Origin of the sequence: Paenibacillus rhizosphaerae, from assembly GCF_014192015.1 — a bacterium.
Taxonomy (GTDB): Bacteria; Bacillota; Bacilli; order Paenibacillales; family Paenibacillaceae; genus Paenibacillus_AQ; species Paenibacillus_AQ rhizosphaerae.
Window position 1 is genome coordinate 617,691 of record NZ_JACHXJ010000004.1, and the last position, 13,094, is coordinate 630,784.

Annotated in this window: 9 protein-coding genes and 2 pseudogenes; 10 read left to right on the top strand and 1 reads right to left on the bottom strand. The window is 56.0% G+C overall.

Translation table 11 applies throughout. The features are described 5' to 3' along the window. The first annotated feature begins 109 nt into the window (after nucleotides 1-109). From FHS19_RS24910 to FHS19_RS24940, 7 genes and pseudogenes are all read left to right on the top strand, one after another. A complete protein-coding gene (locus FHS19_RS24910) occupies nucleotides 110-559 on the top strand; it encodes a Dps family protein (protein ID WP_183584604.1) in 450 nt (149 codons plus the stop codon). Between the two features lie 79 nt (nucleotides 560-638). After that, nucleotides 639-1,058: a pyridoxamine 5'-phosphate oxidase family protein gene (locus FHS19_RS24915; protein ID WP_183584458.1), complete on the top strand. Its 420-nt coding sequence runs from the start codon at nucleotides 639-641 to the stop codon at nucleotides 1,056-1,058. Nucleotides 1,059-1,619: 561 nt separating this feature from the next. After that, nucleotides 1,620-1,862: a hypothetical protein gene (locus FHS19_RS24920; protein ID WP_183584459.1), complete on the top strand. Its 243-nt coding sequence runs from the start codon at nucleotides 1,620-1,622 to the stop codon at nucleotides 1,860-1,862. Between the two features lie 436 nt (nucleotides 1,863-2,298). Then, nucleotides 2,299-3,222: an ABC transporter permease gene (locus FHS19_RS24925; RefSeq protein WP_246426823.1), complete on the top strand. Its 924-nt coding sequence runs from the start codon at nucleotides 2,299-2,301 to the stop codon at nucleotides 3,220-3,222. Between the two features lie 15 nt (nucleotides 3,223-3,237). After that, a complete protein-coding gene (locus tag FHS19_RS24930; RefSeq protein WP_076173532.1) occupies nucleotides 3,238-4,146 on the top strand; it encodes a carbohydrate ABC transporter permease in 909 nt (302 codons plus the stop codon). Nucleotides 4,147-4,187: 41 nt separating this feature from the next. Further along, a complete protein-coding gene (locus tag FHS19_RS24935) occupies nucleotides 4,188-5,807 on the top strand; it encodes a type 2 periplasmic-binding domain-containing protein (protein WP_183584461.1) in 1,620 nt (539 codons plus the stop codon). A 223-nt stretch (nucleotides 5,808-6,030) separates the two neighbouring features. Beyond that, nucleotides 6,031-6,378: pseudogene (locus tag FHS19_RS24940) on the top strand (beta-glucosidase); the annotation flags it as partial. Between the two features lie 352 nt (nucleotides 6,379-6,730). Here the strand turns inward: FHS19_RS24940 and FHS19_RS24945 are convergent. Next, nucleotides 6,731-7,669 carry an ArsR/SmtB family transcription factor gene (locus FHS19_RS24945; protein ID WP_183584463.1) on the bottom strand — a complete coding sequence of 313 codons (939 nt, stop codon included), beginning with the start codon at nucleotides 7,667-7,669 and terminating at the stop codon, nucleotides 6,731-6,733. A 145-nt stretch (nucleotides 7,670-7,814) separates the two neighbouring features. Between FHS19_RS24945 and FHS19_RS24950 the strand changes: the two genes are divergently transcribed. The 3 genes and pseudogenes from FHS19_RS24950 to FHS19_RS24960 all read left to right on the top strand — a co-directional run bounded on the left by FHS19_RS24950 (nucleotide 7,815) and on the right by FHS19_RS24960 (nucleotide 12,962). After that, nucleotides 7,815-10,577, top strand: a complete 2,763-nt coding sequence (locus FHS19_RS24950; protein ID WP_376771958.1) for a glycoside hydrolase family 2 protein — start codon at nucleotides 7,815-7,817, stop codon at nucleotides 10,575-10,577. A gap of 218 nt (nucleotides 10,578-10,795) precedes the next feature. Then, a complete protein-coding gene (locus tag FHS19_RS24955) occupies nucleotides 10,796-11,428 on the top strand; it encodes a TetR/AcrR family transcriptional regulator (RefSeq protein WP_183584465.1) in 633 nt (210 codons plus the stop codon). A gap of 48 nt (nucleotides 11,429-11,476) precedes the next feature. After that, nucleotides 11,477-12,962, top strand: a pseudogene (locus FHS19_RS24960) (DHA2 family efflux MFS transporter permease subunit). The last annotated feature ends 132 nt before the right edge of the window (nucleotides 12,963-13,094 follow it).

Genomic DNA, 13,094 nt, shown 5'->3' on the forward strand with positions numbered 1-13,094 from the left:
TTGATTTACTGTAACTAAATTGTGTACAATTCAGTTAGAGACAAAAGCTTACGAACCGAAAGGCTTGCCGAAGGCCTTCACTGACTGATAAAAAAGGATGGGATAAATGATGACAAACACAACGACATTAACATTGGAACAGGCATTGAACCAGCAGGTGGCGAACTTCAGCATTCTTTACGTGAAAATTCATAACTATCACTGGTATGTAAAAGGGGAACAGTTCTTTACGCTGCATGCGAAATTCGAGGAACTGTACAACGACGTTACGCAAAAAACGGACGAAATCGCCGAACGCCTCCTGGCGATCAAGGGCAGACCGTCTGCTACATTAAAAGAGTACCTGGACATCGCCACGATTGAGGAAGCTACAGGAAAAGAGGACGCGCGCGGCATGGTGCAGTCGCTCATCCATGACTTCTCGGCGGTAAGCAAGGAACTGCATGAGACCATCAACTTGGCGGAAAGCGCCGGTGACCACCCAACCGCCGATATGCTGATCGCGATGCAGGCGGACCTGGATAAGCATGTATGGATGCTTGAATCCTACCTTGGCTGATTTCAACGATTTTCAATGAACGAGGGGCTCAGGGCCCCTTTGTCGATTTTGTCAGATGAGAAGGGGGTGTGATTATTCAATGGAAGCCAAATTCGCCATGGAGCATGAGGTTGCTAAAATTCTGGATCACCACGAATACGCCGCCGTAGCGACAGTGGAGAATCAGAAGCCGCGGCTGCGCCGGATGCCGAAGTACAACAAAGGACTGAGCATCTATCTTGTCGCGGACCGGAAAAGCCTAATCTGGGACCTGGAAAGCAAGACGCCGGTGTCGCTGCTGGTGGGGCATGAGGAGAACGACTCCCGGGAAGCGGTGGAGATCGACGGCAAGTTAACCGTGAACACGGAGGAGGCCCTCCGCCGGCAGATCTGGAGGGAGGAGTTCAGTAAGGATTTCTCCGGACCGGATGATCCGGATTATGTGATCCTTCAGGTTAAGGCCATTCGTGTGGAGTATGCCGACAAGGACGGACAGAAGCACGAGTGGTTCGATTATTGATGAATCCCGCGGCAACGGGTAGAGCCGCCTTATCAGGTTAAATCCTGATGGAGGCGGCTTTTTGGTGTGCGCAAATAACTTTCGAAGGAGCGTTAAGGATGTTTGATATGACCACAGGTCCTGACCGAAGTGCAGCCGGCAATGATGATCTGCGGGCTGCAGCATGCGAAAAAGTGGAATGGAGAATGACCTAGAGCCATTATTGTCCGGTTATGCCGGCCAATTTTATGTAAACGCATACATGTTATTTTTGATCTGCCGCAAAACCACGCCCCATAAGGGCTCGTGCGGGAATTGTCATTTTTGATATATACACCATAAAGGCTATCCAAATCATCAAAAATGACATATTCGGCCCCTGTATCACAAGTCAACGCAACCACCGGAGCCGGATTTCAAGCCAATTTGAGGAGGGGACGAAAACGACATATTTACGCATGCCGGGGGCTCCGATATGTTTAGTGTAAGCGTTATCACCCGCAACTGTAGCGCGATGCGGAGGAACGGGCAGGAAACCCCGTGGCCAGGAAAAAGGGCATTGGGTGGAGGAGCGGCCCAAAGATGGATGCATTGAAAATGGAGCTTCTGCGAGCGAAGATGGATGTTTCTGCGAAGATGGGGGTTCCATTGAAGAGGGACGTTGAAGAGGGATGCTTCTTCATCGACGGAACCCTCGGAACCGATCGGAGGATCTCCCTAGCTCCAGTTGGAAATGAGGGCGCTAAGCTGCTTGCCTGGTTTAACGACCATGACGAGGAAGGGCTATCGCTTAGATGCTGGTCAGCCGAAACTTCCGTTCCTTAGTAAAAGGGAGAACAACGCAAGTCAGCTGTCTGGACACATCCCGTCAGACGGTTCAAAAGAAGAAGCTCACCCAAGTTTCTTACTCAATTAGGTAATATATCATACATTTAATGTAAATAAAATTATCATTACCACGTAATGTATTGCCGAATTCACCCGAAAGCGATGCAAAAACAACATATTCCTTGGACCCAAACCGGTCGATTTTCTTCTTGTTCGTACGGGTTTTGCCCCGAATTTCAGGCTCATGTGGAAAATGACATATTTACGAAGGATTTACCTATCGAATACGTTTAGATCACAAACCTTGTTCACCCGCCTTTTTCGGGCTTTAACATCCGCCATCACGGAGAGATAAAGGCAACAAAGAACCTACCAGAAAAGGAGTGATACGATGCATGATACAAAAGCTGCCATCGCTGGTCGTCCGGCTGTGATGCCGAGAAAGAAGACCAACAAAAGCTTATGGAAGCGCATCATGATGAACTGGGAGCTGTACCTGTTTATTGCGCCGGCCTTTTTCTACTTTCTTATTTTCTGTTACGGGCCGATGTACGGCATCCAGATCGCGTTCAAGAACTTCATTCCGACAAAAGGAATCACGGGAAGCCCGTGGGTCGGCTTCGACCACTTCGTCCGCTTCTTTCATTCCTACTACTTTTGGGATCTGCTCTGGAACACGCTGAGCATCAGCTTGTACTCGCTGGCCATCGGGTTTCCGATCCCGATCATTCTGGCGCTGGCCTTCAACGAGGTCCGAAACGGCTTCTTCAAGAAGCTGTCCCAGACGGTCACGTACGCGCCGCACTTTATTTCCATGGTCGTTATGGCGGGGATGATTATCACGTTCCTCTCGCCGTCGACGGGGATCGTCACCCACATGATCGAGGGACTTGGCCTGAAATCACCGGACTTCCTCACCGACCCGCGCTGGTTTAAGACGATGTACGTCTTCTCGGACGTGTGGCAGAGCGCCGGCTGGGGCACGATCATCTATCTCGCCGCGCTCTCGGGCGTCGATCCGGGGCTGCATGAGGCGGCGATTATCGACGGGGCTTCGCGCTTCCAGCGCGTACGGCACATTAACATCCCGGTGCTGGTGCCGACGATGACCATCCTGCTCATCTTGAATATGGGCAGCCTGCTCGGGGTCGGCTTTGAGAAAATCCTGCTGCTGCAAAACCCGCTCAACATGAGCTCGTCGGACGTTATTTCCACCTTCGTCTACCGCTCGGGTCTGGTGGATGCGCAGTACAGCTTCTCGACCGCCATCGGCCTGTTCAACTCGGTCATCAATGCGGTATTGCTCATCGTCGTCAATCAGGTCGTCCGCCGTACGAGCGAGAACAGTTTGTGGTAGAGAGGAGGAGCTTCGATGTTATCCGGAGTGAGAGAAACCCGGCGGGATAAAGTCTTTCTCGCCTTCAATTACCTGTATGTGTTTCTGGCGTTTCTGATCGTGTTCTACCCGCTGGTGTACATGGTCAGCGCCTCCATCAGCGACCCGAAAGCGGTCGGGTCCGGGGAGATGTGGCTGTGGCCGAAAGGCATTACGTTTGACGGCTACAAGCGGGTGTTCGAGAACACGAGCATCTGGACGGGGTACGGCAACACGATTCTGTACACCGTGGTCGGAACCGCGATTAACCTGCTCGTCACGCTGCCGGCGGCGTATGCGCTGAGCCGCAAAGACTTTGTCGGCCGCAACTTCTTTATGGGCATGTTCATGGTCACGATGTTCTTCGGCGGCGGCCTGGTGCCGACGTACCTCCTGGTGAAGCAGCTGGGCATGGTCAACACGATGTGGGCGATCGTCATTCCGTCGGCCGCGTCGATCTGGAACATCATCGTCTCGCGGACGTTCTTCCAGAGCTCGATTCCGAAGGAGCTGCAGGAAGCGGCGCAGATCGACGGATGTACGAACATGCGGCTGTTCGTGAAGATCATCCTGCCGCTGTCGATGCCGATCATCGCGGTGATGGCCCTGTTCTACGGGGTGGGCAACTGGAACAGCTACTTCTCGGCGCTCATTTACCTGAACGACTCGGCGAAATACCCGCTGCAGCTGGTGCTGCGCCAGATTCTGGTGCTGCAGGAGATGGCGGCGCAGGGCGGAGGGGCGATCGACGCCTCCACGGCGGCCGCGATGAACAACAAGGCGGAAATCGCCGCCCTGGTGAAGTATTCCGTGATTATCGTCGCCACCATTCCGGTTATTGTCATTTACCCGTTCCTTCAGCGTTATTTTGTGCAAGGTGTCATGATCGGTTCGGTTAAGGGCTGATCTTGCCATAGATCAATAACTTTAAAAGGGGAGTTGTTGTCATGAAAAATCTTCGCAAAGCATCATCCATTCTGCTCTGCCTGACGATCTCCGCCAGCCTGCTTGCAGCCTGCGGATCATCTAAGGGAGACGGAGGAAGCGGATCCGCATCATCCGAAAGTTCGGCGACCGCGGAGGGAGTAAAGAAGGAAGGCTTTCCGATCGTCGACAAGCCGCTCACGCTGAAAGTGATGTCCCAGGACGCGGGCGTGGCCGATTGGAACAAAATGCCCGTGCTGCAGGAGATGGAGAAATTGTCGGGTATCCATTTGGAATACCAGCTTTCGCCGATCGACAGCTTTGAAACGAAGAAGAATCTGATGTTCGCCAGCGGCGACCTGCCGGATATGCTGTATGCGGCCGACTTGAAGCCGTCGGAGCAGGTGACGTACGGAACCCAGGGCGTCCTGATTCCGCTCGAAAAGTACATCGATGAAGGCTATGCGCCGAACATCAAGAAAATCCTCGACGAGCACCCGGATGTTCGCAAGTCGTTTACGACGCCCGACGGACACATGTATGCCCTGCCGTTTATCGATACGGCCGCCGTATGGTACCGCAGCCCGATGTGGTATAACGGCAAGTTCCTGAAGGCGCTGAACGTAACCGAGCTGCCGAAGACGACCGACGAGCTGTATACGCTGCTGAAACGTTTTAAGGATGAGGATCCGAACGGCAACGGCAAAAAGGACGAAATTCCGCTGACTTCGGTTAAATTGGATGATTTGCGGATGTATTTCTTCGGATTCTGGGGCATGTACGACGAGAAGATTTATGCAGACAAGGACGGCAAAGTACACTACTCCCCTCAAGAGGAAGGCTACAAGGGTTACCTGACCTTCATGAACAAGCTGTGGAAGGAAGATTTGCTGGATCACGAGACGTTCTCGCAGACCGCGGATCAGAAAAAAGCCAAAGGGCAAAACAACCAGATCGGCGTGTTTAACGACTACTTCCCTTACTTCACGCTGGGCGGCGAGCCAAGCTCGGATAACCCGCTCATGACGCCGGTTGCCAGCGAAATTGCAGGAACGCCGGTTTACGGCAAGCATCCGGGCATGTCGGCCAACGGCACGTTTGCGATCACGAGCAAGGACCCGGCACCGGAAGCGACGATGCGCTGGATCGACTATCTGTACAGCTACGAAGGTTCGACGCTGTTTAACCAAGGACCGGAAGGCGTACTGTGGAAGTACAAGGACAAGGAAAACCATGTCAAAGAATGGCTGCCTGTACCGGGCGGCGGCGACCGCGAAGAATACCGCGGCAAAATTACGCCGAACTTTGGCATCCTGACGCCTGGCGTCAACGATCCGGAAGTGACCAAAGGCCTCAGATCCGAGTTCGACGACTGGATCGACAAGGAGAATGCAGAGAAGCTGACACCGATCGGCAAATCGCCGTTCCCGAACGTCTATCTGACGAACGAACAGCAGAGCGAAGCGTCCGCCTTGATGTCCGACCTCGATACCTACGTACAGCAGATGGAAGCGAAATTCATTACCGGACAGGAGCCGCTCTCCAACTGGGATAAGTACGAGGCACAGGTGAAAAAGATGGGATCCGACCGCATCGTGGAACTGTACCAAGCCGCATACGACCAGTGGAACACCGGCAAATAAGCCGATTCATACCTAAGTGCAAGGAGCCAACATATCCCGGCCGCGAGGCCGGGGGTTGGCTAATTGTCATTTTAGATGGGATCGAGGTAACTTGACCCCATCACCCACTATGAGGCGCTGTTGTCTGCGATCCGTCGTTTATCTATCCGGACCAAGCGAGCGCTCATGACTGTCCGAGACTTTGGTATGGAGCAGAGGGTTCAAGGTTTACGGAGGGAAATCCATGAGTTACCAAGATTCTACTTTAAGCAGCGAAGCGAGAGCAGAGCATCTGCTCAGCCTTATGACGCTGGAGGAAAAGGTCGGGCAGCTCGTGCAGCTGTTCGGCTGGAAAACGTACCGGCGGGAGGGAAGCGGCGTTGCGCTGGATGAAGCGTTCAAAGAGGCAGCCGAACGCGGCGGCATCGGTTCACTGTACGGCGTGCTGCGCGCCGACCCGTGGACGGAAGTGATGCTGGCAACGGGACTCTCGCCAAGGGAAGGTGCGGAGACAATCAACGCGATCGAGCACTCACGCCTTGGCATCCCGATCCTGTTCGGGGAGGAGTGCTCGCACGGCGAATTTGAAATCCAGATCGGCCGGCATGCGCAGGACGTGCAGTCCGCCGTGCTGACGGTTCTGGAAAAAGAATGAGGCCGCGGAATACAAAACCCTGCTACCTCTAGACGACACCGTCAAGTTGGCGGAAAGGTCGATAAATTAAGATCGCAGAAGCCTGTGGGTGTGATAAGCCATTGGCATAAAAGGTACAACAAAAGAAGCCCGCAGCATTGCATAGTGCAATTGCTGCAGGCTTTTTGGCTTGAATTCCCGAATCTGTTTTTACAAGATCCATTTGAGCATGGGCGGCTGCATTTATTTTCGGCGAATGACCCGTCAGGCGTTCTTCTTCAGAGCCGAAACGGGCTTAACGCGGGGATGCTTACTCCTCGCGCTCGATCCGCCGCACGAAGGACAGCACGATATCCTGCGGATGGTCCCCAAAGCCCGAACCAAACAGGTTCAGCCCGCGGCGGTTAACGGCATCCTCGCGAACTTCCAGCCGGACGCGGACGGGCTGGTTGAAGGCAAGCTTCAGCCGCTCGATGGTCGTTCCCTCGGAAGGCTTGCCGTTCACCGTGCTGCCGTTGCCGTTCACCCGCCATTCGGTCAGCAGGCCGTATTCGGTATTGCCCCTCCAGCGGTCCGGACTGAACCGGCCCTTCCGGTCGCCGAAGTCGCCGGGACTGGTCCAGGTGCCTATCGGGCAGTCATTGATCGATACCGTAATGTCCGAGGGCCAGTCTTGCTGGAAGCCCGGGGCCTCCGAACACAGCTCTGCACGGAAGCACAGCTCGTCGAGCTCCACGCCGGGAGGCAGCGGGTTGGCAAAGTAATACTCCAAATAGCCGCTGCCCGAGAACCACAGCAGCGCGGCTTCCGTCCGCTCGGGCATGTAGAAGGCCCGGGGATCGTCCGGCGAACCGATGCCGGATCCGTCCCGGGCGGCCAGCCCGCAGGGCGGTTGAACCGAGCAGTGGGAGAACATGCCGATCGGCATGTGGATCTCCTCCGTCCGGTTCAGCCCGTCTCCGGGTCGGGAAGGCAGCTCGAGCAGGATCGAGCGGTAGCTGACGGAGCAGATTTTCTCGCGGCCGGCTCCCGTCCGCGACTCGACGAGCTCGGCCTGCTCCAAAATCTGCACGTTGATCGACACCGTCGGCTGCGCGACGCCAAGCGCGTCGGCCAGCTGGCTGACGCTCATCGGCTTCTCGCCGAGCGCTTCCAGGATACGCACCCGGACATCGCTGGACAGCGCCTTGGCCACATCGATCATGCGGGATGCAGGGAAGTGGATCAATTCCTGTTTGAATTCGCTCATAGGCCAGTTCCTTTTCTTTTCATTTTCATCATGTTTTCATAACCAATAGTTTACAATGATTTTGTTATATTGTAAAAACATAATACACATTGTCATAATTATATATCAATGCTACAATGGGGGCAAATCCAATCCATGAAAGGTTGTGTTCATATTGACGCACACCATCCTGAACCAGGTCCACACCGATATTCCACGGCCGGAGTTCCCCCGTCCCGACTGGGAGCGGACCGATTGGCTGAACTTAAACGGGGAATGGTCCTTCCGGTTTGGCGCTGATAACGAAGGATCGGAGGCCTCGCCCCACCTCACCGCGGAGACGGCGTACGATTTAACCATTACGGTTCCGTTCTCTTGGGCCAGCCCGTTATCCGGCATCGGCCAGGACCGGAAAGGAACCGGCTGGTACCGCCGTACCGTGGCCTGGGCCCCTGCGAACCCGGGCGACCGCGTGTTTCTGCGGTTCGGCGCGGTCGATTATCGCTGCGACGTCTGGGTAAACGGCAGCCCGGCAGGGTCACATCAGGGAGGATACGGCACGTTTGAGTTCGATGTGACCGGGCTGTGGAGCACGGAAGCGGACAATACGATCGTCATCCGCGCAGAGGACAACGATCTGGATGTTCAGGCACGCGGCAAGCAGGGGTATGGAGAGAGCCGCGGCATTTGGCAGCCGGTATGGCTGGAAGCGCGGCCGCAGAGCTACATTCAGAGAAGCAAGTTCCATACCGCGATCGACGGGACCATCCGCGTTCAGTCCGCCATCGTATCCGCAGTGGCGCAGGAGGCCGAGCTGGAGTTCGATTTTGACGGAGGATCGGTGCGTCATCGGCAGACGATTCGCCTTGAAGCGGGAGAGAACCGGATCGAGACGTCCTTCCGGGTGGAGAATCCGCGGCTGTGGAGCCCGGATTCGCCGGAGCTGTACGAAGGGGAGATCCGCCTGGGCGGAAGCTTCGGGCAGGACCACGTCCGTACATACTTCGGCATCCGCGAAATCGGTACGGCCCGGTTCGGGGAGCGGGGATACCGCTGGATTACACTGAACGGCAAGCCGATCTATTTAAACGGGACGCTGGACCAGTCCTATCACGAGACCGGGTATTTTACGTTCCCGTCCGATGAGGATATGCGCCACGAAATTTACATGCTGAAGCGGATCGGCCTTAATTTTGTCCGTATCCATATCAAGCCGGAGGAGCCGCGGAAGCTGTATTGGGCCGACAAGCTCGGCGTGCTGGTCATGGAAGACATGCCTTGCTTCTGGGGCAACCCGGATGAACAGGCGCGGTCGGCCTATGAAAGCGAAGCGCTGGAGACGATTGAAAGGGATTACAACCACCCTTCCGTATTCTCCTGGGTTATGTTCAATGAAACCTGGGGGCTGAAGACGGATCCCAAGAGCGCGGGTCTGACCGGTGACGGGAACCGGGAAAGCAACTATTTGCCGGACACGCAGGAATGGGTACGGGGCATTTACCAGTGGGCCAAGCGCCTGGATCCTACCCGCATCGTCGAGGATAACTCGCCATGCAACCGGGACCATGTCGAAACGGATATCAACACCTGGCACTTTTATATTAACGGCTACGACCAGCTGCGGGCCCATGTCACTGAAGTCGTAGAGCAGACCTATCCCGGCTCTGCTGCCAACTACATCGGCGGCAACGTCCAGACCGATGCTCCGCTGATGAACAGCGAATGCGGCAACGTCTGGGGCGTGGAAGGCGGCACGGGAGACAGCGATCTGGCCTGGCATTATCATTTCATGCTGAACGAGTTCCGACGTCATGACAAAATGTGCGGCTTCGTGTTCACGGAGCTGCGGGACGTGACGAACGAGTTCAACGGCTACTATCGGCTCGACGGAACGGATAAAGATTTCGGCTACGACGGCATCGTGCCGGGTATGTCGCTGTCGGATCTGCATACGGCCGACTTCGTGGTCATTGACGCGCCACCGTGCGCGACGGTCGATGCGGGTTCGGTCCAGACCGTGTCCCTGCTGCGCTCCAGCTACGATAACCGCTACCACGGCCAGCAGCTGCGTCTGGAATGGGAACTGGCCTATGACCGGCTCGGGACCCGGATCGTCCATGACCGCGGTAGTGCAGCCGCCGCATGGGACGGTTACGGCGTAGCCCCGCTGGATCCGGTTCAGGTGCAGATGCCCGCGGCCGACGCTGTGGCTGTGTTCTCCGTACGGCTTGTGGACGCTGCAGGAAACGTCATCACCCGGAACTTCACCACGTTTGATGTCCGGAGCGATCAAAGTGAGGGCGTGTACGGGGTTCAGGGGCGGACGCTGAGCGTTCCGGTCGCAGATTTCGCCGAGCAGACCTTTGCCTATCAGTGGAATGCCATCCAGAACCATAAGGTAAGCGGCGGAGAGGAAGGGGCTTTTGCCTACGACATCTCCCTGCCGGATACGAAGGAACAGCCTTTGATCGGGCGGATGGAAATTCTGTTCGAAGCAAGCTCCAAGCATCTGCTCGTCCGGAACAAGGAAGGGGCGAGGGAGCTGGAGTCCGGCATCCACTTTATGCACGGTGCCCTTTCGGATCCCGAGTACAACCCGAACTCGTACCCTATGACCGGGGAACGTAAGCATGAGTCGCGGGTGCGCGTCTTGATTGACGGCGAGGAGGTTGCCTCGATCGTCCTGCCGGATGATCCTGCGGATGCACGCGGGGTGCTGTCCTGGCATTACCAGCCGGCGCATAACAAGCTGGAGGAAGCCGGTTCTTACGGCTATTTATGCAAAGTGGAAGTGCCGAGCCGGATCGCGTCGCGCCTGAACGGAAGCCGCCAGTTCCGGCTGGAGCTTCAGGCCGGCGAAGGCGGGATCGCGCTGTACGGCCGGAATGCCGGCCGTTATCCGCTGGATATCGTGATCCACTGCCAGTAACGCAACCACTTAATAGAGCCATCGCGCGATGAAATAGTGAACGCCGGAGGCCCTGCAGCATCATGCTGCAGGGCTTTTTATATGTGCGTGAGATTCGCCCGAAGCAACCTTATGTATTTATTTACAGATAAATATTGACAAAGGAGGGCGGCCGAGAGTAAATTAAACAACGTATTAAACGCTGTTTAAATTTGCTGCATGACAGGGGAGGAGGACAGGTGAAAGAACCGATGAAGGAAGACACCACAGGGCATACCTCAGGAACCGACACCAAACACGATATTTTACAAGCCACCGTCGAGCTGATTCGGGATGAAGGCATCGAGTGTGCCACGCTGCGCCGGATCGCGGCCAAGGCGGACACCAACCTGGCGCTGGTCAACTATCACTTCGGCTCGAAGGAGAAACTGATCACCCAGGCGATCCGTTCCCTGGTGCTGACGTTTGAAGATGTGTTTAGCGCGCTGGAAGACGAAACGATGCCGGCGAAAGAAAGACTGAAGCAGTTCTTTTACCGCTACGTCCGCCATCTGCAGGAATATCCGGGACTGGTGAGACAGATGATCGATCAGACCCGCGTTATTTTCGAATCGCAGCATGAGTATTCGCATTACTGCAAGGTGATGAAGACCCAACGGCTGATCGGGACGGTCCGGGAAATCACCGGGGAGGAAGACGACGATAACATCCGGAAGATGCTGATGCAGCTGTACGGGGCGATCTTTTTCCCGGTCATCATGAAGTCCTTCCTGGCCGAAGGCGACGAGGACATGGCACCCGCCATCCATATCGCACCGCTTGAGGAGCAGATCGACACGTTGTTTGAGCATTATTTTCACCAATACAGCTAGAGTGGAACGGGAGAACCAGACTATATATAGAAATGAGTGGAGAGATCTATGTCTAAAACCTTGGCGGGCAGTCCCGCTGCAGAAGTCCCATTCTCGCTGAAAAAAATCATTCCGCCCATGCTGGCCATTATCGTCGGCATGATCATGGTTATTCTGGACAGCACGGTGGTCAACGTGGCGGTGCCAAACCTGGTGAGCTACTTTCACACCGACCTGAAGACCATTCAATGGGCGATTACCGGCTATACATTGGCTCTATCAGCCGTCATTCCGCTGGCGGGCTGGATGACCGACCGTTTTGGCTCCAAGCAGGTTTTTCTGGCTACCATTATTATGTTTGTCATCGGATCGGCGCTCTGCTCCATGGCACAGACGTCGGTCGACCCAGCTGATTATTTACCGCGTCATCCAGGGGCTCGGCGGGGGCATGGTCGCGCCGATCGGCATGGCGCTAGTCTTTAAGCTTGCTCCTCCCGAGCGCCGCGGCTCGATCATGGGGCTGCTCGGCATTCCGATGCTTCTCGCTCCGGCGCTCGGCCCCATTCTGTCGGGCTGGCTGGTGGAGTATGTGAACTGGCACTGGATCTTCCTGATCAACGTGCCGATCGGCATCGTCGGCGTCATCCTGGCCGTTAAGTTTCTGCCGACAGCGGATCGGCAGCAGACTCCGCACCTCGATTTGATCGGCATGATTCTGGCCCCGATCGCCTTCGCCATGCTGGCTTACGGCGTCAATGAGGGAGGCAGCGTGAGCTGGTCCTCGGCCGGCGCATTGACCGGACTCATCGTCGGCGGGGCTGCATTGCTGATTTTTATCGCCGTGGAGCTTCGGCAGAAGAACCCCCTGCTGGAGCTGCGCGTCTTCGGTTCCTCGGATTTTACCCGGGGCATCATTCTATCCTGGATCATGCAGGCGGCCTTGTTCGGCTCGATGCTGTTCGTTCCGCTGTACCTGCAGCAGATCCGCCAGTTTACGCCGCTGGAGACCGGCTTCATCCTGCTGCCGCAGGCGCTGGCTTCCGGGATCGGCATGCCGATCGGCGGCAAGTTCTTCGATAAATACGGCGCCCGTCCGGTGGCGATTATCGGCCTTCTCCTCATTTCGGCCGCGCTGTTCAGCCTGTCGCATATTACGGCCGACACGTCATTGTGGACGATCATGCCGCTGCTCTTCATGCTCGGCTTCGGCATGGGCTTGTCGATGATGCCGCTCAATACTCACGTGCTGAACGCCGCACCGCGCAAGCTGGTGAACCGGGTAACGCCCTTGACCGCCGCTGCCCAGCAGGTCGTCGTGTCCTTTGCGGTCGCCGGCATGTCAGGCTACCTGATCAGCCGCACCACCGCTCACGCCAGCCATGGAGGCAACCCGCTGAACGCGGCTGTGCAGGGTTTTGACGATGTGTTCTTCCTGGCCTCCTGCTTTGCGATCGTCGGCGTGGTGCTGTGCCTCATTCTGCGGAGACCGAAGCCGGCCGCTGCGGATACCGCGGATGGAAGCCGGCCGGATCCGTCGCTGATGATCAGCCACTGATCGGCAATCATCGAATCCATCCCCAAACGGGAACCCGGAATCCTTCTTGATTGAAGAGGCCGGGTTCCCTCTTTTTTGGAAAAATTTGATGTTCACCCGTCGAATTCTGTCGTATCATGAACCTAGGGCCCT